The following is a 22,424-nucleotide window of genomic DNA, read 5'->3' as shown; positions in this document are numbered from 1 at the left end:
GGTGCACGGGAGCCGGGCACGCATCGGGCTGATCGTCCCGTCCACCAACTCGGTCGTGGAGCCGGAGATCTCCGCCGCCCTGCCTCCCGGGGTCGCGGCGTACGCCACCCGCGTCCCGGTCGCGGAGGCGGCCCGGCCCGAGGAGAAGGTGGCGTCGATCCTTGCGATGCGCGAGCGCCTGCCGGCAGCGGCGGCGGAGCTGGGGTCGCTCGGCGTGGACGTCGTCGCCTACGCCTGCACCTCTGGGAGCTTCCTCCACGGTCGCGACTCCGACGCGGACACCTGCGCAGAGCTCGCGACCGTGGCCGGGTCGCCGGCGCTGACCACGTCGACCGCGATGGTCGCGGCGCTGCGCACGATGGGTGTGCGCCGCGTCGCCGTCGTGACGCCGTACATCGGTCCGGTCGCCGACGGTGCGGCGGCCTACCTCGTGCAGTCGGGCTTCGAGGTGGTCGCGCGGCGCGACCTCGACCTGCTGAGCAACCTCGCCAAGGGCCGCCTCGAGCCCGAGGTGAGCGCGGGGCTGGTGCGGGAGGTGGACGTCTCGGGCGCCGAAGCGGTGATGATCAGCTGCACCAACTGGCGTACCTTCGAGCACCTCGCGGACCTCGAGTGCGAGACCGGCCTGCCGGTCGTCTCCAGCAACCTGGCGACGATGTGGGCGGCGCTCCGGCTCGCCGGCATCGACGAGGGCGGACCCGACGTCGCCCTGCTGCGCGAGGCGGGCACCGCCCTGCCCGACCACGTCCGCCGGTCCGCCGCCGGAGCAGGGCGGACCGGGTGAGCGGCGGCGACGTCGCCCTGGTGCGCCGCGCCCGCGTCCGCACCCCTCGTGCCGACCTGCACGTGCGGTGGGTGCAGGGACCGGACGCCACCTGCGCCTGGGTGCTGCTCCACCAGTCGCCACTGTCCTCCCGCCGCTTCGAGCCGTTGCTGCCGGAGCTTGGGCGCTGGTCCGACGCCTATGCCCCCGACACCCCGGGGTACGGCGACTCGCTCGCCGTCGACGGCGACTGGCGCGTCCCTGACCACGCCGACGCACTCTGGGGCGGGATCGACCAGCTGACCGACCTCCCGGTCTACCTCCTCGGACGGGCGACCGGGACCGTGATGGCCGTCGAGATGGCCCGCGCGCGGCCGGAGCGGGTCCGGCACCTGGTGCTGCACGGCCTGCCGGTCTACACCGAGGGCGAGAAGGCCGACCGGCTCGCCGGGTTCGCCCCGCCGTACGTGCCGAGCGCGGACGGCTCCCACCTGGACTGGATCTGGCGACGCATCCGCGGGGAGTACCCATGGGCGCCGCCGGAGATGGTCACGAGCATGGTCGCGGACTACCTGGCGGCCGGCCCGGACTTCGCCTGCGCCTACCGGGCGATCTGGCGCTACGACCTGCACGCCGCGCTAGGCGAGGTCGAGCGGTCCGGGCTGCCGACCACGCTCCTGGCGGGCGGTCGCGACCGCATCGGCTACATGCACGAGCGCGCCGTCGCGGCGCTGCCCTGGGCGGCCTCGCGCGTGCTGCCCGAGGCCACCGACTTCGTCGCCGAGCAGAACCCCCGCGATTTCGCCGGGCTGCTGCGCGAGGTCGTCGCGAGGGACGCCCCCGGGCGTTGACGACCCCTCTCCGGACACATACGCTCCGTTCAGCGGTACGTCGTTCGTATCAGCGGAACGCTTCGACTGCAGAAAGAAGACCCATGCAAGACGGACCCCTCACCGGCACGCGGGTCGTCGACGCCTCGACGATCCTGGCTGGGCCGCTGTGCTGCCAGATCCTCGGTGACTTCGGGGCCGACGTGATCAAGGTCGAGCACCCCGTTGCCGGCGACAGCATGCGCGGGCACGGCGAGTCCAAGGACGGCGTCCCGCTGTGGTGGAAAGAGATCTCCCGCAACAAGCGGACGATCGGCCTGAGCCTCTCCGACCGCGACGGAGCGGCGGCCTTCCTGGAGCTTGCGCGGACCGCCGACGTGGTCGTCGAGAACTTCCGCCCCGGCACGTTCGAGCGCTGGGGCCTGGGACCCGAGGTGCTCCTCGAGGCCAACCCCGGCCTGGTGCTCCTGCGCATCAGCGGCTTCGGCCAGGAGGGGCCCTACGCCTCCCGCGCCGGGTTCGGCACGCTGGCCGAGGCGATGAGCGGCTTCGCGCACCTGACGGGCGAGGCGGACGGCCCGCCGACCCTGCCGGCGTTCGGCCTCGCGGACAGCATCTGCGGCATCGCCGCCTCCTCGGCGGTCTCCATGGCCCTGCTCGCCCGGCAGTCCAACGGTGGTCGCGGGCAGGTGATCGACGCCAACCTGCTGCTGCCGATCATGACGGCGGTCGGTCCCGGCCCCACCGTGTACGACCAGCTCGGCGTCGTCGGCCAGCGGCACGGCAACCGGTCGACCAACAACGCCCCCCGGAACACCTACCGGACCTCCGACGACTCCTGGGTCGCGGTCTCGACCAGCGCCCAGCGGATCGCCGAGAAGGTGCTGACGCTCGTCGGCCACCCCGAGGTGCTCGAGGAGCCCTGGTTCGCCTCGGGGCACGGACGCGCCCAGCACGCCGACCTGCTTGACGGCTACGTCGGCAGCTGGATCGGCGCCCGCACCCGCGCGGAGGTGATCGACCGGTTCACCGAGGTGGGGGCGGCCATCGCGGCCGTCTACGACGCCCGTGACCTCGTCGAGGACGCCCACGTCCGGGAGACCGGGATGCTCCGGCACGTCCCGGACGAGGACCTCGGGCAGGTCCTCATGCACGACGTGATGTGGCGGATGTCGGGGACGCCGGGACGGATCCGGTTCCCGGGACGCCCCCGGGGCGCCGACACCGACCAGGTCCTCACCGACGAGCTGGGCATCCCGGCTGAGCACGTCGCGGAGCTCCGCGCTCGCGGCGTCGTGGCCTGATCCCCCTCCTCCACCCCCACCAACGAAGGAAGCATCGTGACGTCCACCACCGTCGAACCCCTCGTCGCGGCGATCGCGTCGGGCATCGAGGTCTTCGACCTCGGCCGTCCCCTGACCGTCGGCATGCCGCAGTCGCCCAACCACCCGGCGTACTGGCACGCGCTGCCGCGGCGGCACGGCGACATGGTCCGCAGCGACGGCGGGTCCGCCGCGAACGACATCATCAGCATGGGCACCCACGTCGGCACCCACGTGGACGCCCTCGCGCACGTCTCTCACGACGGCAAGCTCTTCGGCGGGCTCGACGCCAACCAGGCGCTGACCGGCGGCCGCTACGAGCAGCTCGGCGCCCACACCATCGAGCCGATGGTGTGCCGCGGCGTCCTGCTCGACGTCCCCGCCGCGCTCGGGACGCCCGAGGGCTGCGAGCCGGGCTACGAGATCACCGCGGCCGACCTCGAAGCGACCGTGGCCCGCCAGGGCGTCGAGCCCTGCGCGGGCGACGTCGTCCTCATCCGCAGCGGGTGGGGTCGGCACTTCGAGGAGGGCGCGCCCTACATCGGTCGCGACTCCGGCGTCCCGGGCGTGGGTGAGGAGGGGGCCCGCTGGCTGGCCGACCGCCAGGTCCGGGCCGCCGGCGCGGACACCATCGCCTTCGAGTGCCTCAAGCCGGGCGCCGGCCACGCCGTGCTGCCCGCCCACCGCGTACTGCTGGTCGAGACCGGCATCTACATCATCGAGGCGATGGCCCTCGAGGAGCTCGCCGCCGCAGGCGTCCACGAGTTCCTCTTCGTGCTCTCGCCGCTCCCGCTCTTCGGTGCGACCGGCTCGCCGGCCCGCCCCCTCGCGGTGGTGCGCCGTGGCTGAGCCCACCCTGGCCCAGCAGTTGGCCTCGTTCGCGCACGGCGTGGCGCGGGGCGGGGTCCCCGAGGACGTCGCCGCGAGCGTGGAGCAGCGTGTCGTGGACGTCCTCGGGCTCGCCGTGGCCGCGCGGTCGTTGCCGACCAGCCAGGCCGCCATGGCGTACGCCGAGGAGCTCGGCGGGCGCGGACAGGCCCACGCCGTCGGGGTGGCGACGAAGCTGCCGGCCCCCGCCGCGGCGTTCGTCAACGGGGTGCTCGCGCACTCCCTCGACTACGACGACACGCACCTGCCCTCGGTGCTGCACCCCAGCGCCAACATCGTCCCTGCCGCGCTGGCCGCGGCCGAGGAGGCAGGTGCGACAGGCGAGGACCTGGTGCGCGCCGTGGCGGTCGGGCTCGAGGTCGCGGTGCGTCTCGGCATGGCCGGTTACGACGAGTCGATCGGCAACTCGGTGTACTTCGAGCACGGCCAGCACGCCACCTCCATCTGCGGCGCCATGGGCGCCGCGGTCGCCGCCGGCATGCTGCTCGGCCTCGACGAGATCGGGCTGGCCGACACGCTGGGCCTGGCCGCGTCGATGGCCTCGGGCATCCTCGAGGCCAACCGGACCGGCGGCACGGTCAAGCGCCTGCACTGCGGGTGGGGCGCCCAGTCCGGCGTCTCCGCGGCCCACCTGGTGCAGCGCGGTTTCACCGGCCCGCCGACCGTCCTCGAGGGCCGGTTCGGCTTCTTCGAGTCCTGGCTCCACGGCTCGAAGGTCGACCTCGACGCGGTCGACCGCGGCCTCGGCACGGAGTGGGCGGTGCCGGGGATCTTCTTCAAGCCCTACCCGGCGAACCACTTCACCCACGCCGCGGTCGACGCCGGCATGGAGCTGCGCGCGCGGGGCGTGCGCCCCGACCAGGTCCGGCGCCTCGTGCTGGGCGTCGCCGCGGCGCCGCTGCGCACCATCGGGCAACCGATCGAGACCAAGCGGGCACCGGAGACCGGTTACCAGGCCCAGTTCAGCGGGCCGTACGCCCTGGTCGCGGGTCTGCTCGGGGGGTCCGGCCTCGGCGTCGGTCTCGCCGACTACACCGATGAGCTCGCCCAGCACCCGGAGCGGCGTGCCCTGATGGCCCTGGTCGACGTGGTGGCGGACCCGCGCTGCGACGAGATCTTCCCCTACCAGTTCCCGGCCGTCGTCCGGGCCGAGCTCACCGACGGCTCCGAGCGGGTCGTCGAGGTCCTCACCAACCGCGGTGGCCCACAGCGACCGCTCACCGACGACGAGCTGGCGGTGAAGTTCCGCGAGAACGTCGCCGGACACCTCGCGCCCGACGCCATCGAGACGGTCGAGGCCGGGCTGCGCGACCTGCGGGGGCTCGGCTCGATCGACCTTCTGATGTCGCACCTCGCGGGAGCCCCTACGGGGTCCCGACCCACCCACTGACCCCCGCCGCTCCCGGCCCCACCCGGCCCCACCCGTCGCTACCCGGTCGCTACCTAGGAGAGAACTGATGGACCTGCTGCTGAAGAACGTCCGCGTCGTCGCCCCCGACCACGACGAGCCCCAGGCGCTCGACGTCGCCGTGACCGACGGCCGGATCACCGAGCTGCGCGAGGGCATCGAGCCCGTCGCCGGCACCCGCGTGGTCGACGGCGGCGGCAAGATCGCGTTCCCCGGCGTCGTGGACGCCCACCAGCACTGGGGGATCTACAACCCGCTGTCGGAGGACGCGCTCACCGAGAGCCGCGCGTGCGCCCAGGGCGGGGTGACGACCGGCATCACCTACATGCGCACCGGGCAGTACTACCTGAACAAGGGCGGGGAGTACGCGGAGTTCTTCCCCGAGGTCCTGCGGGCCACCGAGGGCCGGGCGCACGTCGACTACGCCTTCCACCTCGCGCCGATGATGAAGAAGCACATCGAGGAGATTCCCGCGCTGGTGGGCGACCACGGCGTCACGTCGTTCAAGGTCTTCATGTTCTACGGCAGCCACGGCCTGCACGGCCGCTCCGCCGACCAGAACTCCTTCCTCATGATCCCCGAGGGCGAGCGCTACGACTACGCGCACTTCGAGTTCGTCATGCGCGGCATCCAGCGCGCGCGCGAGCAGTTTCCGGAAATCGCCGACGAGATCTCGCTCTCGCTGCACTGCGAGACCGCGGAGATCATGCGTGCCTACACCGAGCTGGTGGAGGGCGCCGGGGAGCTCACCGGTCTCGAGGCGTACCACGAGTCGCGGCCCCCGCACTCCGAGGGCCTGGCCATCAGCATCGCGTCGTACCTGGCGCACGAGACCGGCCTGCCGACCATCAACCTGCTCCACCTGACCTCCCGCAAAGCCGTGGACGCGGCGCTGCGCATGTCGACGGCGTTCCCCCACATCGACTTCCGCCGCGAGGTCACCATCGGTCACCTGCTGGCCGACATCACCACCGCGGACGTCGGCGCGAAGGTGAACCCGCCCATCCGCCCTCGCGAGGACGTCGAGGCGCTGTGGGAGTACGTCCTGGACGGAAGCATCGACTGGGTCGTTTCCGACCACGCCTGCTGCAAGGACGAGAAGAAGTTCGGCGAGGACCGCGAGGACGTCTTCGTGGCCAAGTCCGGCTTCGGCGGCACGGAGTACCTCCTCGCTGGCCTCGTCACCGAGGGCACCAAGCGCGGCCTGTCCCTCGGCCGGATGGCCGCGCTGGTCTCCGGGAACCCCGCGAAGCGCTTCGGCCTGCGCACCAAGGGCGCGATCGCGGTCGGGTTCGACGCCGACATCGCGCTCGTCGACCCCGACGTCTCGTGGACGGTCCGCGCGGCGGACTCGGAGTCGACCCAGGAGTACACGCCGTTCGAGGGCTTCGACATGACGGCGCGGGTGACCGACACCTTCCTGCGCGGGCAGCAGGTCCTCGAGGCGGGCGAGGTCGTTGGCGAGCCGGTCGGCCAATACCTGCGTCGTCCGCTCGAGCGGGCCTGACCCCGACCGTGAGCGCGGCACGCACCTACCTCTACGCCCCGGGGGACCGGCCCGAGCGGTTCGCGAAGGCCGCCGCCAGCGGGGTGGATGCCGTAGTCCTCGACCTGGAGGACGGCGTGGCCCCGGCCGGCAAGGAGGCGGCCCGGCTCGAGGTCGGTCGGCACGACCGCCCCGACGGTCCGGAGTGGTGGGTGCGCGTGGACGCGCGGACGCTCGAGAAGGACGTCGCGGCGGCCGTCCGCCCCGGCACGACGGGTGTCGTCGTGCCGGGTGCGGAGCCCACCCTCCTGGCCCGGGTGGACGACCTGCTGCCGGCCGCCGAGGACCGCGCAGGCCTGCCCCCTGGCTCGGTCCAGGTGATCGGTCTCCTCGAGACCGCCCACGGCCTGGACGAGGTCGCGGCTGTCGCCCGCGCCCCGCGGGTCGTGCGGCTCGGCCTCGGCGAGGCCGACCTCGCCGCGAACCTCGGCATCTCGCCCGGGGCCGAGCGTGAGGAGCTCTGGCCCGCCCGCTTCGCCGTCGTCCTCGCCTCGGCGGCCGCCGGCCTGGCCGCACCCGTCGGGCCGGTGGAGACCCGGCTCGGTGACGACGACGTGCTGCGCCGCTCCACCGAGCGCCTGGTGCGCCAGGGCTTCACGGGGCGCACCCTCATCCATCCCGCCCAGGTCGCGGTGGTGCACATGGCGCTCGCCCCGTCAGCGGAGGAGCTGGCCTCGGCGCGCGAGATCGTGGAGGTCTTCGACCGGGCCGACCGGGCCGGCCTCGGCGCTGCGGTCACGAGCGACGGACGGCTCGTCGACCTCGCGGTGGTGAGGTCTGCGCGGCGGGTGCTCGCCCGGGCCGGCCTGGCCTGACCGAGGGCGGGCGCCGGACCCGCGAACCAGGCGGGCCCGCCCGGCGTCGTACGAGGCATGCGAACCGCCCGTGCCCTCCTCCCACCCACGCTCCTCCTGGTCACCCTCGCCGCGCCGGCGCCGGCCCAGGCCGCTCCGACCCGGGCCACACCGCCGCCGACCTGCCGCGGTCTGACCGCGACCATCGTCGGCACGCCGGCGGCCGACACGATCACCGGGACGCCCGGGCCGGACGTGATCGCCGCGCTCGGCGGTGACGACGTGGTCGACGGGCGGGGCGGGGACGACGTCGTCTGCGGCGGCGAGGGCGCGGACGTGCTGAGCGGCGGCCGCGGCGAGGACCGGCTCCACGGGGGCCAGGACCGCGAGGAGCGCACGCGCACCGTCGACACGTTCGGCGACACCCTCGCCGGCGGGCCGGGCGACGACCTGCTCGACCCGGGCGCCGACCCCGACGGCGACGGGGCTGCAGTCCCCGACCGGGTGACGTACGCCGGCTCCGTGACGCCGGTGGGCATCGACCTGCCGGCGGCGACCGTGACCGGCGAGGGCAGGGACCGACTGGTGGTGGCCGGCCAGCCGGTCACGTTCGAGGGGTCGTCGCACGACGACACCGTGGTCGGCACCGACGGCGACGACCTCCTCGAAGCCGGCGCGGGGTCCGACACCGTCGAGACCGGGGCAGGCACCGACCGCGTCCGGACCGACCCGGCCGGCGCGCCCGACCGCGACGGTGACGACCGGGTGGACCTCGGCCCGACGGTGGCCGGCGGGTACGACACCGTGGTGAGCCACGGCGGGCGCGACCGGGTGACCGGCACCGACAGCACCGACTACGTGCGAGCGCTGGGCGCCGAGCCGGTCGTGGTCGACCTCGGCGGCGGCGACGACTTCGCCGACGTCCGCGTCGACGCCGGCGGGTGGCGGTTCGACGCCGGGAGCGGCCAGGACGCCCTGCGCCTGTTCGGCGGCCGCGGGCAGCACGCCCGGCAGGTGGCCGTCGACGCGCGGCGCGGCACGGTCGCGACGGCGGCCGGCACGGCGGCGTACGCCGGAGCCGAGGTGCTCGAGCTCTGGTACGGCGCCGGGTGGACCTATCGCGGCTCGCCGACGCGCGACGTGGTCGACGCCGGCCAGGCGACCGGCCCGCTGGACGCGCGGCTCGGAGGCGGGTGGGACCGCGTCACGGCCTCGCCCGGCGCCGACGTGCTGCGAGGCGGTGCCGGGACCGACCGGGTGCTGCGCGGGTCGCGGGCCGACCGGTGCCGCTCCTTCGAGGTCGGCGACTGCGGCTGACCCGGCCCGATGCGGCAGGCTGGGACCCGTGACGGAGGAGCAGCGGGCCACGCTCGGCGAGGAGCTGGCGACCTGGATCGAGCGGCTCGGGCTGGAGGGCCACCTGACCGAGGCCGGCCTCCCGACGTTCCGGCGCGACGGCGGTGCCGGCAGCGCCGCCCGCTGGATCGACCCCGGCACCGGCCAGGACCTCTCGCTCGCGCAGCTCCAGGACGTCGAGCGGCTGCTGCGCAACGAGGGCACCGAGCCCGAGCACGCCGTGCCCGTCGCGCTGGTGGTGCTGCGGCGGCACGCCCGGCTGCGGGCCGAGCTGCTGGCGACGCCGACGTTCGACTACGCGGCCCTGGCCGAGGTCCGCGGCACGTCGGTGGACGCCACCCGGTTCGCGGTGCACAAGGCCGCCTCGACCCACCGACTGCTGGTGGTGCCCGTCGACGAGCGCAGCGTCGTGCCGGCGTTCCAGCTCACCGGCGAGGGCGAGCTGCGCCCCGACCTCGCGCCGGTCCTCGAGCCGCTCCTGGCCGCGAGGATGGATCCCTGGCGGGTGTGGGCCTGGCTCACCCAGCCGGCCGCGCTGCTCGGCGGGCTCGTGCCCGAGCAGGCCGTGACGGACCCGGAGACCGCGGACCTGGTGCTGACCGCCGCCGTCCGGCTGGCCGAGCGGGTCGCCGCCGGCTCCTGACGGGTCCGGACCGATGAGCCCGGGCCGCCCGCGCGGTCAGCACGCCGACCGGCAACAGGTCGGTGGTCGCTGTCGGTGGTCTCCGACATGCTGGCCCTGCCCGATCGAGGACGGAGATCCATGACCGCGACGACCACCCACGACGGCAGTCACCCCGCCGACACCCACGACCTGATCCGCGTGCGCGGCGCGCGGGTCAACAACCTGCGCGACGTGAGCGTCGACATCCCGAAGCGGCGGCTGACCGTGTTCACCGGCGTCTCCGGCTCGGGCAAGAGCTCCCTGGTCTTCGGCACGGTCGCGGCAGAGTCGCAGCGGCTGATCAACGAGACCTACAGCGCGTTCGTGCAGGGCTTCATGCCGACGCTGGCGCGCCCGGAGGTCGACGTCCTCGACGGGCTGACCACCGCGATCATCGTCGACCAGGAGCGGCTCGGCGCCAACCCGCGCTCGACGGTCGGCACGGTCACCGATGCCAACGCGATGCTGCGGATCCTCTTCAGCCGGCTCGGCGACCCGCAGATCGGCCCGCCGAACGCGTACTCCTTCAACGTCCCCTCGGTCCGCGCGGCCGGCGCGATCACCGTCGAGAAGGGCGGGCGCAGCAAGACCGAGAAGGCGACGTTCAACCGGCTCGGCGGCATGTGCCCGCGCTGCGAGGGCCGCGGCGCGGTCTCCGACATAGCGCTGAGCGCGCTCTACGACGAGAACAAGTCGCTCAACGAGGGCGCGCTGACGATCCCGGGCTACAGCATGGACGGCTGGCAGGGGCGGATCTTCCGCGGCTGCGGCTTCTTCGACCCCGACAAGCCGATCAAGGACTACGGCAAGCGCGAGCTCGACGACCTGCTCCACAAGGACGCCACCAAGATCAAGGTCGACGGCATCAACCTGACCTACCTCGGGCTGATCCCCTCGATCCACAAGTCCTTCCTGTCCAAGGACGTCGAGGCGATGCAGCCGCACGTGCGCGCCTTCGTCGAGCGTGCCGTCACCTTCGCCACCTGCCCCGAGTGCGACGGCACGCGCCTGGCTCCGGAGGCGCGCTCCTCGCGCATCCGCGGTCGCAACATCGCCGACCTCTGCGCGATGCAGATCAGCGACCTCGCCGCGTGGGTGCGCGACCTCGACGAGCCGTCGGTCGCGCCGCTGCTGCAGGGCCTGCGCCACACCCTCGACTCGTTCGCGGCGATCGGGCTGGGCTACCTCTCGCTCGACCGCCCCTCCGGCACGCTGTCGGGCGGCGAGGCGCAGCGGGTGAAGATGATCCGCCACCTCGGCTCCTCGCTGACCGACGTCACCTACGTCTTCGACGAGCCGACCGTCGGCCTCCACCCGCACGACATCCAACGGATGAACGAGCTGCTCCTCCAGCTGCGCGACAAGGGCAACACCGTCCTCGTCGTCGAGCACAAGCCCGAGACGATGGCGATCGCCGACCACGTCGTCGACCTCGGCCCGCGCGCCGGCACCGAGGGCGGCGAGATCGTCTTCGAGGGCACCCTCGACGGCCTGCGGACCAGCGGCACGCTGACCGGCCGCCACCTCGACGACCGCGCCTCCCTCAAGGAGCACGTGCGTACGCCGTCCGGTGCGCTGGAGGTGCGCGGCGCGAGCACCCACAACCTGGTCGACGTCGACGTCGACGTGCCGCTCGGCGTGCTGGTCGTCGTCACCGGCGTGGCCGGGTCCGGCAAGAGCTCGCTCGTGCACGGCTCGGTCGCGGGCCGCGAGGGCGTGGTCGCCATCGACCAGAGCGGCATCAAGGGCTCCCGGCGCAGCAACCCGGCGACGTACACCGGTCTGCTCGAGCCGATCCGCAAGGCGTTCGCGAAGGCCAACGGGGTCAAGCCGGCCCTGTTCAGCGCCAACTCTGAGGGCGCCTGCCCGACCTGCAACGGTGCGGGCGTCATCTTCACCGACCTCGCGACCATGGCCGGGGTGGCCACCACCTGTGAGGACTGCGACGGCAAGCGGTTCCAGCCGGCCGTGCTGGAGCACAAGCTCGGCGGGCGCGACATCAGCGAGGTGCTAAGGATGTCGGTGGCCGAGGCCGAGGCGTTCTTCGCCGACGGCGAGGCCAGGGTGCCGGCCGCCCACAAGGTGCTGGCCCGCCTCGCCGACGTCGGCCTCGGCTACCTGACCCTCGGCCAGCCGCTCACCACGCTCTCCGGAGGCGAGCGGCAGCGGCTCAAGCTCGCCGCGCAGATGGCGGACAAGGGCGACGTCTACGTGCTCGACGAGCCGACCACGGGCCTGCACCTGGCCGATGTGGAGCAGCTGCTCGGCCTGCTCGACCGGCTGGTCGACGCCGGGAAGTCGGTCATCGTCATCGAGCACCACCAGGCCGTCATGGCGCACGCGGACTGGATCATCGACCTCGGCCCCGGCGCCGGGCACGACGGCGGCCGCGTCGTCTTCGAGGGGACGCCCGCCGACCTCGTCGCCGACCGCTCGACGCTCACCGGCCAGCACCTCGCGGCGTACGTCGGGGCCTGAGCCGGTTCGCACCTCCTCGGCGGGGTGGTGTGGGATGAGCGACGTGAACCTTTTCGAGTTCGAGGGCAAGCGCCCGGACGTGCACCCCGACGCCTGGATCGCCCCCACCGCCACCCTCATCGGCGACGTGACGATCGAGCCCGGCGCGAGCGTCTGGTACGGCGCGGTGCTCCGCGGCGACGTGTGCCGGATCGTGGTGAAGGCCGGCACCAACATCCAGGACAACAGCGTCCTGCACGCCGGCCCGGACCAGGTGCTGACCGTCGGACCGGACGCGACCGTCGGCCACGGCTGCGTCGTGCACTGCACCGAGGTCGGCGAGCGCGCGCTGGTCGGCAACGGCTCGACCCTGCTCGACGGCGCGAAGGTCGGCGCCGGGACGCTGGTGGCCGCGGGCTCCGTGGTCACGCCCGGCGCCGAGATCCCGCCGGGCGTCGTCGCCGCGGGCGTCCCGTGCAAGGCGACCAAGCCGATCGAGGGCACGTCCTCGCAGTTCTGGGTCGACACCAACGCGCCGTACTACGCCGACCTGGCGAAGCGGCACGCCGCCACCGCCCGCCCCGCCTGAGCAGGAGAGGGTGCGGCAGGTCAGGGGCGGCCGAGGCAGACGGCGACGAGGAGGCCCGGCGAGCGGCCGGTGAAGACGTCCCAGCCGCGGTCGAAGCTGACGACGCGCAGCTTGCCGCGGGTGGTGCGCACCAGGGCGGAGTCGGGCTGGGTGCCGGGGGCGAACCCGGTGCTCGAGCAGTTGTGCTTGCTCATCACCTGCTGCACCACCTGGGCGGAGGCGTCCATCGTGAACACCGGCGGCCGCGCGTCCGGCGTGGCGGTCGTCCCGGAGGCGGTGATGCCCGCGGTCACGGTCAGCGCGAGGACCGCACCCAGCACGGCGGCCTTGACGGCCAGCAGCGCCGAGGAGACCTGCGCCCGCGACGGGCCTCGCCTGGTGGTGGTGCGCATCGCGGACTCCCGCTGCCGGTGGGGGATGGGACAGGTACGCCTGGACAACGACCCGCCCCGAAGGCGGTCACGTCCGCCGGCCGCACGTGAGACAGATCTCTGGACCGGGCCACGCCGGGGGCGATGGGCGAGGATGGCCGGCATGACGACGGCCGACTGGTTCTCCTCGCCCGACGACGCGACCGAGCGGTTGGCGGCGACCGGCTACCTCGCCGACCCGGCGACCGCCACGACGGCGTACCTCGCGGGCGCCCTGGAGAAGCCGCTCCTCGTCGAGGGGCCGGCCGGGGTCGGCAAGACCGAGCTGGCGAAGGCGGTCGCCCGGGCGAGCGGCGCGGAGCTGGTCCGGCTGCAGTGCTACGAGGGGCTCGACGAGGCCCGCGCGCTCTACGAGTGGAACTACAAGAAGCAGCTGCTGCGCATCCAGGCCACGCAGGCCACCGGCGATGCCGCCACGTGGGACGAGACCCACGACGACATCTTCACCGACGAGTTCCTGCTGACCCGGCCGCTGCTGACGGCGATCCGCCGCGAGGAGCCGACGGTCCTGCTCATCGACGAGGTCGACAAGACCGACGTCGAGGTCGAGGGCCTGCTGCTCGAGGTGCTCTCGGACTTCCAGGTCACGATCCCCGAGCTCGGCACGGTCGCGGCGGTGCGCCGCCCGTTCGTCGTGCTGACCTCGAACGCGACCCGCGAGCTCTCCGAGGCGGTCAAGCGCCGCTGCCTCTACCTGCACCTGGACTACCCGGACGCCGAGCGGGAGCGCGAGATCGTCTCCAGCCAGGTGCCCGACCTCGAGGAGCGCGTCGCCGGCCAGCTGGTCACGACGGTGGCCCGGCTGCGGGAGCTGGAGCTGAAGAAGGCGCCGTCCATCGCGGAGTCCGTCGACTGGGCGCGCACGCTCATCGCGCTCGAGATCCGCGACCTCGACGACAAGGCGATCGCCGACACCCTCGGTGTCGTCCTCAAGCACGCCTCCGACCACGACCGCGCCGTCCGCGAGCTGCGGCTGCGCCGGTGAACGCCCGGTGACCGGCTACCAGACCGGCAGGCAGACCGGCAGCCAGAGCAGCAGCGGCCTGCTCGACCGGCACATCGCGTTCCTCGAGGCGCTGCGCGCCGCGGGGCTGTCGGTCTCGCTCGCCGAGGACCTCGACGCCGTCGCCGCGCTCTCGGCGGTGCAGTGGGGGAGCCGGCAGACGGTCCAGGCGGCGTACGCCGCCACGCTGGTCAAGAAGCAGTCGCAGCGACCCACCTTCGACGCGCTGTTCGACCTCTGGTTCCCGCGGATGGTCGGCTCGGGGGCCGGCGCCGCGGGCACCGGTGCGGCTGAGGCGACCGGCGACGGGCCGGACGCCGCGGGCCAGGAGTTCTCGGTCCGCGACGGCGCGGACGCGCTGCGGGACTTCCGCGAGAGGCTGGCCGAGGCGCTCGCCGCCGACGACCAGCAGGCGCTGGCCGACCTCGCGGCCGAGATGGTCGCGACGTTCGGCGCGATGCCGGGCCGCGGCCCCGGGCTGTCCAGCTGGTCGGCGTACACCGCCCTCCAACGGGTCTCGCCGGGCGAGCTGGTCGACCAGCTCGTCGCCGGGCTGCTCGCCGAGGGCCGCACCGACGAGGAGGCCGAGCGCACCGCGGGCCGGCGCATCGGCGCGTTCACGCACCGCGTCGAGGACGACGCCCGCCGGCGCATCGCCGAGGAGAAGGGACCCGAGCACGTCGCCAACGTCGCCCTGCGGCCCAGCATCGACCGGCTCGACTTCCTCTCCGCCCGCCGCTCGGACCTGGAGGAGATGCGGCGCGAGATCTATCCGCTCGCGCGGCGCCTGGCGACCCGGCTGACCAAGGAGCACCACGCGCAGCGGCGCGGCCCGCTGGACTTCCGGCGGACCGTCCGCGCCTCCGTCTCCACCGGCGGCGTCCCCCTCACCACCCACCACAAGCCGAAGCGGCCGCACCGCACCGAGCTCGTGGTGCTGTGCGACGTCAGCGGGTCGGTGGCGAACTTCGCGCAGTTCACGCTGCTGCTGGTCTTCGCGCTGCGCGACCACTTCCAGAAGGTCCGGGCGTTCACGTTCATCGACCACGTCCACGAGGTGACCCACCACTTCAAGCCCGGCGCCGACGTCGTCGACGTGATGACCGACCTCGCGGCGAGCACGTCCCACGCGGCGCTGTGGGGACGCACGAACTACGGCCGCGCGATCACCAAGCTGGCCGAGAACCACGCCGACGCCCTCGGTCCGAAGTCCTCGCTGCTCGTCCTCGGCGACGCCCGGTCGAACTACTCGGACCTGGCCCTCGACACCCTGTCCGAGCTCGTCGGCGGCATCCGGCACGCGTGGTGGCTCAACCCCGAGCACCGTCGTCACTGGGACAACGGCGACTCCGCGGCGTCCCGCTACGGGGCGGTCGTGCCGATGGTCGAGTGCCGCAACCTGACCCAGCTCGGGGAGTTCGTGCACGACATCCTGTGAGGCCCGAGCGAGGTCCCGGGAGGGGTCCGGAGCGCGACACGCCCGGCATTCCGGGGGCCGCGGATGCGCGCGGACGCCGTGGTGCGGCTAGCCTGCGGAGCGCCGGACGAGCCTGCGGCACCACGCGCAGGCCGCCGGGCGTGCCGCCGGGCCCTTCGCCGGGCCGGCACGGCACGACCCCCGCAGACCTGACGAACAGGAGCATCACATGAACAAGGGACAGCTGCGCGACGCCGTCGCCGAGCAGACCGGCCTGGGCAGCAAGGAGGCCGAGAAGGCCCTCGACGCCGTCCTCGACAGCATCGTCAAGGCCGTCGCGGCCGGCGACAAGGTCAGCATCTCCGGCTTCGGCACCTTCGAGTCGCGCGAGCGCTCGGCGCGCCAGGGCCGCAACCCGCAGACCGGCGAGACCATCGAGATCGCCGCCACCACGGCGCCGGCCTTCAAGGCCGCCTCCGCCTTCAAGTCGGCGGTCTCCGGCAGCTGATCGCTGCCCCCGCACCACGGCCGAAGGGCCGGACCCCTCACGGGGTCCGGCCCTTCGTCGTTCCCGTCGTCGGGCCCGCGGTGGTCGCGGCAGCCGTGAGGTTCATCGGGTGGCCGATGAACCTCACGGCTCCCCGATGAAGCTTCATCGGGGGACCGGCAGCTTCATCGGGGCGCCGATGAACCTCACGACCCGACCGACCCGCCCGGGTCAGCCGATGAGGTAGCCCAGCGAGGCGAGCCGGTCGAGCTCGGCGCGGACCGCGGGGTGCTCGGCGGCGTCGGCGGCACGGCCCCCGGCGACGTACGTGCTGTCGGCGGAGCGGTCGACCGCGGCGGCGTCGAAGACGACGGTGAGCCGGTTCGGCGTCTCGAGGTTGAGCAGCGAGCCGAGCAGCGCGACAGGGTCGGCGCGGTCCTCGAGCGCCAGCACCCGGGTCGGCTCGGGCACCCGGGTGGTCTGGGCGGCCGGAGCGCCGGCGGTCACGACCTGTTCGACGGTGAACGACGGCGCGGCGGCGGCCACCTCGGCCGCGGTCACTCCGCCCTGCGCGGAGCCGACGAGCATCACCCGCGCGGCCGGGTCCTCGGCGACGGCGGCCTCGACCGCGCGCACCACCTGGACGGCGTACGGCGTGGGGTCACCGCTGACGAGCCGCAGCCGGCGCCCGCCGCCGCCCGGACCGGGCAGGTAGGCGATGTAGCGGCTCTCGCCGACCCGCTCGACGGCCACGGACGCCGCGACCTCCTCGAGCGCGGTCATCAGCCCCGCGAGCCCCCGCGGCGCGCCCCCGACGACCGGACCCTCCGCGACGGGGGCCTCGGCCGGGTCGGTCACCACGCCGCCCGCGACGTCGCGGAGCGCCGCGCCGAGGTCGGTGCGCAGCTCGTCGATCCCGAGCGCGCGCAGGCCTCCGCGCGCGGCCGCCTTGCCGGTCTCCCCGGCGAGCAGGCCGACGGTCAGCAACGACCGCATCGACAGCCCGTCGAGCAGCCCGCCGCGGCCGGAGACGTGCTCGAGCAGCTCGGGGTGCTCCTGCGCCAGCTCGGAGAGGTACGCCGCCACGCCGTCGCGGTCGAGCGCGTCGGTCTCGATCAGGCCGGCGCTCACCACCGGCCCGCCGAGGGCGACCTCCGGCGCGAGGTAGCCGATCGCCCGACCGGCGATCGCGCCCATCGTGCGCGAGGCCTCCTCGGCCAGCTCGTCGATCCAGCGGTAGGTCGCCACGGTGGCCCGCACGACGACGGCGTCGGCGTCGAGCTCGGCGGAGCGGGCGAGCAGCCCGTGCTTGTCGCCGGTCGCGGCGAGCACGTCGCGCTCGACCTCCGACCAGGTCCCCTGCGCCACCTCGGCGGAGTCCGCGACGGCCGGGTCGCCGAGCATCTCCGCGCCCAGCGAAGCCCGGGCCCGCGCCTCCTCGCCGGCGGCCTCGAAGAGGGCGGCCAGCCGCGTCATCCGGTCGTACTTGTCGGCCAGGTCCGCCGCCTCCACCGCGTCCCGCGGCACGGTCGGCTCCTCCTCGGGTGCCCCGGCCGGCGGCGTGGCGTCGCTCACCGGGTCACCTCCGCCAGCACCGGCGCCAGCAGCGGACCGAGGTCGGCCGGCTCCACCCGCCGTACCTCCACCCGCGCCTCGCCGCTCGTCCGGTCCCGGTAGGGCCGGAGCGCGTGCCACCCGTCCCCGAGCAGCACCCACGACACGACGCCGACGACGTCGGTCGTCCCGCCGGAGGTGTCGGCGACCATCGCCCGCAGCCGGCCCTGCGCCTCGCCGCTGAGGCCGGTGAGCAGGTCCAGCACCTCGGCCGTGCCGTACGTCGTGCCCTCCGCGCCGCGGACGGTCGCGGCCTGCTGGTCGGCGAGCACCGCGAGCAGGTCGGGCCGCGAGGACCGCACGGCCTCGGCGGCGGCGTCCGCGAGCTCGTAGGGGAGGTCGACGTGCGCCGGCACGGTCGTGCGCCCCGCGCCGTGCTCCTCGGGGAGCACGGGGACCCGGGCGAGCTCGGCGGGCCAGTGCTCGGCGGAGAACCACGCCAGCTCGAAGACCACCCCGTCGAGCGTCGACAGCGTGGCGACGGCGCCGCCGGCCTGCCGGTGCCAGGCGCGGGCACGCAGCGGGCCGCCTGGGGTCTGCACGGCCACGTCGAGGTCGAGCGCGACGTCCGGGACGGCCAGTAGGCCGACCGCGCCGGCGAGGCCCTCGTCCAGCGCGCCGTCGACCAGCAGCCCGCGGCGGTCCAGCGAGGCGATCGGCTCGTGCAGCGCGGCCATCACCGTCGCCCACGCCTCGTCGTCGGTGGACCCGCGCGAGCGGCCCAGGCGCGACTCGAGGCCGCCCTGGCCGGTGCCTGTGCCGCCACCGGGGCCACCAGCGGGCTCGCGGACCTCGAAGGGCAGCGGCGCGTCACCGGCGTGCGCGGCCGCGCACCGCAGCTCGGGCAGCGTGAGCGCGACCCGTCGGGGGAGGGCATCGAGCAGCCCGGCGGTCGGCTCGGGCGTCGGCGGCGGGGCGCTGAGGTCGACGAGGGTCACGGGTGCCTCACAGTCCGGGGAGGTGGACGCCGAGCCAGTCGCGGTGGCCGGGCGGGGGAGGGTCGAAGGCGGCGAGCTGCTGGTCGCCGGGGTCGGCGGTGCGGGTGACGCCGGCGGGGTCGGCCGCGGCCTGGGACTCGACGCGCGCGACCCGCGCACGGGCGTCCGTCACGAGGCCGAGCGCCTTGCGCTCGCGCTGGGCGATGGCGTCCTTGACCCGGTCGACCTCCTGGAGGTGCGCCTGGAGGGAGTCCGCAGCCCGGTCGTGGCCGGCGGCGGCCTCGCGCAACCGGGCGGCGCGCTCGCGGACCCGGTCGGACAGCGACGCGGCCGCCCGTCCGGTCCACCCGGTGCCCTCGGTGCGGGCGACCAGCTGGTCGGCCAGCTGCCGCAGGTCGGTGGCCTGCTCGCGCAGCTGGTCCACCCGTCGGCGCATAACGTCGGTGTCGCCGTACATCGGTCCTCCTCGCCGGGCCGCTCGAGGAGGCCGGGCCTCGGCTGCCGGTCGCATTCCCGGACGGTCCTGTCCCGAAACGCCGCGACCGGGCAGGATCAGACCATGCACCGCCGCCTGCTCCCGCGCGTCGCGCCCGCGCTGCTCGCCCTCAGCCTCGCGCTCGGCCTCACCGGCGCACTCACCGCCCCGGCCGGCGCCGGCCCCGACCGGTCCGGCAGTCGCCCTGGATCGGACGCTTCAGCGGGCACCGGAGCGGGCACCGGCGAGGCCGCCCGGGCCGCCGTGCGCGCGCTGCCGACGTCGGCCCAGCACGCGGCGCTGAAGCCGGCCGGGGTCCGCCGCGCGGTCTTCGTCGGCAACAACTGGGACGGCACGGCGAGCATCGTGACCCCTGGGTCGTTCAAGCGCCTCGGCCGGATCAACATCATCCCGGACCGCGCCGAGCGGATGCGGGAGATCGCGCTGAACCCCTACCGCCTGGCGTACTTCCTCGCCATCCGCGCACTCATCGGCGAGGGCCACGACCAGTTCGTCGACGACATGTACTCCTCCAACGACGGGCGCCTGCTCGTCGTCTCCCGGCCCTCCTTCGCCGACGTCGTCGCCATCGACCTGAGGACCCAGGAGATCGCCTGGCGGTTCCCGGTCGCCGGCGTCCGCTCCGACCACATGGCGGTCTCGCCCGACGGCAAGCGGGTCGTGGTCAGCGCCTCGACCGGCAACGTCGTCCACGTCATCCGGATGAAGGACGGCAAGGACCTCGGCCAGTTCCCCTCGGGCGGCTCCCCGCACGAGAGCACCTACATCGACGACGGCGAGCGGATCCTGCACGCCAGCATCGGGCTGGTCTACACCCCGCTCGACGACCCGGCGCTGGACCCGCTCAAGGACGACCGCGTGCTGCAGGTCGTGGACGCGCGGACCAACAAGGTCGTCCGCCGCTACGACCTGCGCAAGGCCCTCGACGAGCGCGGGATGACCCGGGTCAGCACCGCGGTCCGGCCGATCACGCTGAGCCCGGACGAGGAGAAGATGTACTTCCAGCTCTCCTTCTTCCACGGATTCGTCGAGCTCGACCGCCGCAGCGGGCGGATCACCCGCGTCAAGCGGCTGCCGAACCTGATCCCCAACACACCGCGCGAGCTCTACCTCCTCGACTCCGCCCACCACGGCATCGCGATGAACCACCGCGGCACCAAGATCTGCGTCGCCGGCACCATGTCCGACTACGCCACCGTGGTCGACGCGAAGACGTTCCGGACCGGCAAGCTGCTCAAGGGCGGGCTCAAGCCCTACTGGGTGACGCCGAGCTGGAACGGCGAGCACTGCTACATCTCCTGGAGCGGCTCGGACACGATCTCGAAGATCTCCTACAAGACCGGGCGCATCGTCCGCACCGCGAAGGTCGGCTACCACCCCCAGCGCGTGCGCAACGGGTACGTCGACCGCCGGCTCGTCGCCGGCCTGCCCAACCACGTGCCCGAGCGCTCCCCGCTCGACGGCCTGGTCGACGCGCTCACCCCCTGACCCCGGCCGGTCCGCCCCCAGCCAGGCTTCAGTCCCGCGTCACCACGAACAGCTGGGTGGTGACGGTCGTGCCCGCCGGCGCGGCCGGCCCCGCGACGTACCCCTGCTCCTCGAGGCGGCGCACCGCGTCGACCACCGACGGGTGGGCGGTGCCCTCGGCGCGGGCGGCGTCCAGCGCGGCGGCTGCCGCGGCGTAGCGGTCGATCCCGTGCGCCTCGGCCACGCCCGACGCGGGAGCGCCCTCGAAGCGCACGGTCGTCTGCTCCGGACGGTCGCGGTTGTCCTCGCCGTCCAACAACGGGACGAGGTCGCCGCGGTGCTCGAGGGAGAGCACGTGCGTGCCCGGCGGGAAGCCCTCGACGTGGGCCGTCGGCGACCCCGCGGTCACCACGTCGGTGACGTGGAAGGGACCGCCCGCCGCGAGCAGCGCCGCCGCGACCATCCCGCCCTGGGAGTGCCCGACGAGCAGCACCGGCTCGTCCGGCCCGATCCCGGCCTGCGTCATCGCGTCCACGACGCCCTGCTGGTAGGGGTTGTCGAGGCCGGCGAGGAGCAGCAGGTTCGTGGCGAGGTCGCGGGCGTCCTCGTCCCGCGTCCACGGCAGCGTCGTCATGTCGTCGGTGCCGGGCAGGTGCACGACGTGCCGCACCGAGCCGTCGGGTGCGGTCGCGGTGCGCACCTCGATGCCGCCGTCCGGTCCCATCCGGTGCGCCCGGTCGAGGCCACCGACGAGGTCGGCGAGACCGTCGGGGTGGCGGGCCGCCTCGGCCGGGCCGAGGCGTGCGGCGCGGCCGCGGCCGGGATCGCCGTACGTCGCCGCCAGGGCCGCCGCCGCGTCCTCCAGGTCGCGGCGCCGCCACGGCCCGCGCAGCACACCACCCAGCACGCCGCCCATCAGCAGCCCGTCGAGCAGGCCGCCGCCGCCGTTGACGAGGTGCTGCACCAGGTCCGGGTGCTCGGCGACGGCCTCGGTGAGCAGGTCGTCCAGCGCCGGCGCGAGCAGCGGGCCGCCCGCGGCCAGCGCCGGCAACAGCGGGAGCGAGACGAGGACCGCCGCCGGCAGCAGGGTGCCCAGCGCCTGCCCGAGCGCGTGGTCGACGACCTCGAACGACCCGCGGGCCAGCGCGTCGGCGCCCTCCAGGCCCGCCACCGCAGCCCGGATGGCGACCGCGTCGGCCTCCCACCACGTGCTGGCCACCAGCGCGCCATCGCGACCGGTGACCGCGGCCAGCACCGCGGCCTCCGCCTCGGCGAAGGTCAGCGGCGCCAGCGCAGCCGACTCGAGCAGGTCCGCATCGAGCAGGACCCGCCGCCCGACGCTGGCCCACCCGCGCATCACGTCGCCCGACCGGTCGTAGGTGTCCGCGAGCGCCCGGACCGCGACGTACGCCGCCGCGAGCCCGTGCGAGCCACCGACCACCTCGGTGACGACGACCTCGCCGGTCATCGCAGCGCCGGCAGGCCCGGCAGGAGCGGAAGCTCGACCGACAACCAGTCGCGGTGGCCGCTGGGCGGCGGCTCGAACCGGTCCAGCAGCCCGCCGAGCAGGTCACCGACCGCGTCGCGCGCCTCGTCGACCAGCGCGCGGAACCGGCGCTCGACAGCGGCGACCTGCGCCTGCCGCCGCTCCACCTCGGTGGCGTGCCGGTCGAGCGCCTCGGCGGCGTCCTCGTGGAGGTCGGCGGTGCGTCGCAGTCCGGCCGCCCCGGCGCGGGCCCGTGCGCGCATCGCGTCCGCGGCCCGGCCGGTCCACGGGACCGCGTCGGCGAGCCCGCGGAGCCGCTCGGCCTCGGCCCGGACCTCCGCGGCCTGCTCGCGCAGCCGCGCCGCGAGCGCACGGATCGCGCCCGGGTCGCCGTACCTGCCCGCCCCGTCCCCTGCCCCGTCCCCTGCTCCGTCCCCTGCTTCGTCCATGGGGCAGGTCTGCCCGAGC

At 74.5% G+C, this 22,424-nt stretch carries 21 protein-coding genes; 15 read left to right on the top strand and 6 right to left on the bottom strand.

Annotation, left to right across the window (positions count from 1 at the left end; genetic code table 11):
* Position 1 precedes the first annotated feature (1 nt).
* The 11 genes from H7344_RS15610 (at position 2) to H7344_RS15560 (ending at position 12,617) form a co-directional block, all read left to right on the top strand.
* The gene (locus H7344_RS15610) at positions 2-784 is read left to right on the top strand and encodes a maleate cis-trans isomerase family protein (protein WP_186346931.1); all 783 of its coding nucleotides are present in this window, start codon (positions 2-4) and stop codon (positions 782-784) included.
* Positions 781-1,614: an alpha/beta fold hydrolase gene (locus H7344_RS15605; protein WP_186346930.1), complete on the top strand. Its 834-nt coding sequence runs from the start codon at positions 781-783 to the stop codon at positions 1,612-1,614. The genes H7344_RS15610 and H7344_RS15605 overlap by 4 nt, the downstream gene beginning before the upstream one ends.
* An 83-nt stretch (positions 1,615-1,697) precedes the next feature.
* Complete coding sequence (locus H7344_RS15600; RefSeq protein ID WP_186346929.1) at positions 1,698-2,897, top strand: CaiB/BaiF CoA transferase family protein; 1,200 nt, start codon at positions 1,698-1,700, stop codon at positions 2,895-2,897.
* Between the two features lie 36 nt (positions 2,898-2,933).
* Positions 2,934-3,764 (top strand): cyclase family protein, encoded by an 831-nt coding sequence (locus H7344_RS15595; protein WP_186346928.1) that lies wholly within the window; start codon positions 2,934-2,936, stop codon positions 3,762-3,764.
* On the top strand, positions 3,757-5,193 hold the full coding sequence (locus tag H7344_RS15590; RefSeq protein ID WP_186346927.1) for an MmgE/PrpD family protein: 1,437 nt from the start codon (positions 3,757-3,759) through the stop codon (positions 5,191-5,193). The genes H7344_RS15595 and H7344_RS15590 overlap by 8 nt, the downstream gene beginning before the upstream one ends.
* Positions 5,194-5,260: 67 nt before the next feature.
* Positions 5,261-6,718: a dihydroorotase gene (locus H7344_RS15585; protein WP_186346926.1), complete on the top strand. Its 1,458-nt coding sequence runs from the start codon at positions 5,261-5,263 to the stop codon at positions 6,716-6,718.
* Between the two features lie 8 nt (positions 6,719-6,726).
* A complete protein-coding gene (locus tag H7344_RS15580; protein WP_222130747.1) occupies positions 6,727-7,572 on the top strand; it encodes an HpcH/HpaI aldolase/citrate lyase family protein in 846 nt (281 codons plus the stop codon).
* 57 nt (positions 7,573-7,629) lie between these two features.
* Complete coding sequence (locus H7344_RS15575) at positions 7,630-8,868, top strand: calcium-binding protein (protein ID WP_186346925.1); 1,239 nt, start codon at positions 7,630-7,632, stop codon at positions 8,866-8,868.
* 28 nt (positions 8,869-8,896) lie between these two features.
* Positions 8,897-9,550, top strand: coding sequence for a hypothetical protein (locus H7344_RS15570; RefSeq protein ID WP_186346924.1), 654 nt, complete (start codon positions 8,897-8,899; stop codon positions 9,548-9,550).
* A gap of 120 nt (positions 9,551-9,670) precedes the next feature.
* Complete coding sequence (locus H7344_RS15565; RefSeq protein WP_186346923.1) at positions 9,671-12,049, top strand: ATP-binding cassette domain-containing protein; 2,379 nt, start codon at positions 9,671-9,673, stop codon at positions 12,047-12,049.
* A 43-nt stretch (positions 12,050-12,092) separates the two neighbouring features.
* The gene (locus H7344_RS15560; protein ID WP_186346922.1) at positions 12,093-12,617 is read left to right on the top strand and encodes a gamma carbonic anhydrase family protein; all 525 of its coding nucleotides are present in this window, start codon (positions 12,093-12,095) and stop codon (positions 12,615-12,617) included.
* Positions 12,618-12,637: 20 nt separating this feature from the next.
* On the opposite strand, the gene H7344_RS15555 is transcribed toward H7344_RS15560, so the two are convergent.
* Positions 12,638-13,009: a hypothetical protein gene (locus tag H7344_RS15555; RefSeq protein ID WP_186346921.1), complete on the bottom strand. Its 372-nt coding sequence runs from the start codon at positions 13,007-13,009 to the stop codon at positions 12,638-12,640.
* A 142-nt stretch (positions 13,010-13,151) separates the two neighbouring features.
* On the opposite strand from H7344_RS15555, the gene H7344_RS15550 reads away from it, so the two are divergent.
* The 3 genes from H7344_RS15550 to H7344_RS15540 all read left to right on the top strand — a co-directional run bounded on the left by H7344_RS15550 (position 13,152) and on the right by H7344_RS15540 (position 15,976).
* Positions 13,152-14,033, top strand: coding sequence for an AAA family ATPase (locus H7344_RS15550; RefSeq protein WP_186346920.1), 882 nt, complete (start codon positions 13,152-13,154; stop codon positions 14,031-14,033).
* 7 nt (positions 14,034-14,040) lie between these two features.
* Positions 14,041-15,489, top strand: coding sequence for a vWA domain-containing protein (locus H7344_RS15545; RefSeq protein ID WP_229706977.1), 1,449 nt, complete (start codon positions 14,041-14,043; stop codon positions 15,487-15,489).
* A 208-nt stretch (positions 15,490-15,697) separates the two neighbouring features.
* Positions 15,698-15,976: an HU family DNA-binding protein gene (locus H7344_RS15540; protein WP_186346919.1), complete on the top strand. Its 279-nt coding sequence runs from the start codon at positions 15,698-15,700 to the stop codon at positions 15,974-15,976.
* Positions 15,977-16,186: 210 nt separating this feature from the next.
* Here the strand turns inward: H7344_RS15540 and H7344_RS15535 are convergent, their stop codons facing one another.
* Genes H7344_RS15535 through H7344_RS15525 form a run of 3 tightly spaced genes read right to left on the bottom strand, consistent with a single transcriptional unit; the run spans position 16,187 to position 18,964 of the window.
* Entirely contained in the window at positions 16,187-17,530 is a 1,344-nt protein-coding gene (locus H7344_RS15535) for a hypothetical protein (RefSeq protein WP_186346918.1), read from the bottom strand.
* The gene (locus tag H7344_RS15530) at positions 17,527-18,507 is read right to left on the bottom strand and encodes a hypothetical protein (protein WP_186346917.1); all 981 of its coding nucleotides are present in this window, start codon (positions 18,505-18,507) and stop codon (positions 17,527-17,529) included. Before H7344_RS15530 ends, H7344_RS15535 begins: the two co-directional genes overlap by 4 nt.
* 7 nt (positions 18,508-18,514) lie before the next feature.
* Positions 18,515-18,964, bottom strand: a complete 450-nt coding sequence (locus H7344_RS15525) for a hypothetical protein (protein WP_186346916.1) — start codon at positions 18,962-18,964, stop codon at positions 18,515-18,517.
* A gap of 102 nt (positions 18,965-19,066) precedes the next feature.
* Between H7344_RS15525 and H7344_RS15520 the strand changes: the two genes are divergently transcribed.
* The gene (locus tag H7344_RS15520; RefSeq protein WP_186346915.1) at positions 19,067-20,491 is read left to right on the top strand and encodes a YncE family protein; all 1,425 of its coding nucleotides are present in this window, start codon (positions 19,067-19,069) and stop codon (positions 20,489-20,491) included.
* A 28-nt stretch (positions 20,492-20,519) separates the two neighbouring features.
* Here the strand turns inward: H7344_RS15520 and H7344_RS15515 are convergent, their stop codons facing one another.
* Positions 20,520-21,938 (bottom strand): hypothetical protein, encoded by a 1,419-nt coding sequence (locus H7344_RS15515; RefSeq protein ID WP_186346914.1) that lies wholly within the window; start codon positions 21,936-21,938, stop codon positions 20,520-20,522.
* Positions 21,935-22,405 (bottom strand): putative T7SS-secreted protein, encoded by a 471-nt coding sequence (locus H7344_RS15510; RefSeq protein WP_186346913.1) that lies wholly within the window; start codon positions 22,403-22,405, stop codon positions 21,935-21,937. Before H7344_RS15510 ends, H7344_RS15515 begins: the two co-directional genes overlap by 4 nt.
* Positions 22,406-22,424 lie beyond the last annotated feature (19 nt).

The organism is Nocardioides deserti (genome assembly GCF_014266025.1).
Lineage (GTDB): Bacteria > Actinomycetota > Actinomycetes > Propionibacteriales > Nocardioidaceae > Nocardioides > Nocardioides deserti.
Note: the sequence above shows the minus strand (reverse complement) of the source record. Positions and strands in the feature narration are given on the sequence as shown.

What these genes read in the sequence shown, in the direction of transcription:
- H7344_RS15600 (WP_186346929.1), top strand. Translation starts at nt 1,698, where the DNA reads ATGCAAGACGGACCCCTCACCGGCACGCGGGTCGTCGACGCCTCGACG.
- H7344_RS15585 (WP_186346926.1), top strand. Translation starts at nt 5,261, where the DNA reads ATGGACCTGCTGCTGAAGAACGTCCGCGTCGTCGCCCCCGACCACGAC.
- H7344_RS15575 (WP_186346925.1), top strand. Translation starts at nt 7,630, where the DNA reads ATGCGAACCGCCCGTGCCCTCCTCCCACCCACGCTCCTCCTGGTCACC.
- H7344_RS15565 (WP_186346923.1), top strand. Translation starts at nt 9,671, where the DNA reads ATGACCGCGACGACCACCCACGACGGCAGTCACCCCGCCGACACCCAC.
- H7344_RS15555 (WP_186346921.1), bottom strand. Translation starts at nt 13,009, where the DNA reads ATGCGCACCACCACCAGGCGAGGCCCGTCGCGGGCGCAGGTCTCCTCG.
- H7344_RS15550 (WP_186346920.1), top strand. Translation starts at nt 13,152, where the DNA reads ATGACGACGGCCGACTGGTTCTCCTCGCCCGACGACGCGACCGAGCGG.
- H7344_RS15540 (WP_186346919.1), top strand. Translation starts at nt 15,698, where the DNA reads ATGAACAAGGGACAGCTGCGCGACGCCGTCGCCGAGCAGACCGGCCTG.
- H7344_RS15525 (WP_186346916.1), bottom strand. Translation starts at nt 18,964, where the DNA reads ATGTACGGCGACACCGACGTTATGCGCCGACGGGTGGACCAGCTGCGC.
- H7344_RS15520 (WP_186346915.1), top strand. Translation starts at nt 19,067, where the DNA reads ATGCACCGCCGCCTGCTCCCGCGCGTCGCGCCCGCGCTGCTCGCCCTC.
- H7344_RS15515 (WP_186346914.1), bottom strand. Translation starts at nt 21,938, where the DNA reads ATGACCGGCGAGGTCGTCGTCACCGAGGTGGTCGGTGGCTCGCACGGG.
- H7344_RS15510 (WP_186346913.1), bottom strand. Translation starts at nt 22,405, where the DNA reads ATGGACGAAGCAGGGGACGGAGCAGGGGACGGGGCAGGGGACGGGGCG.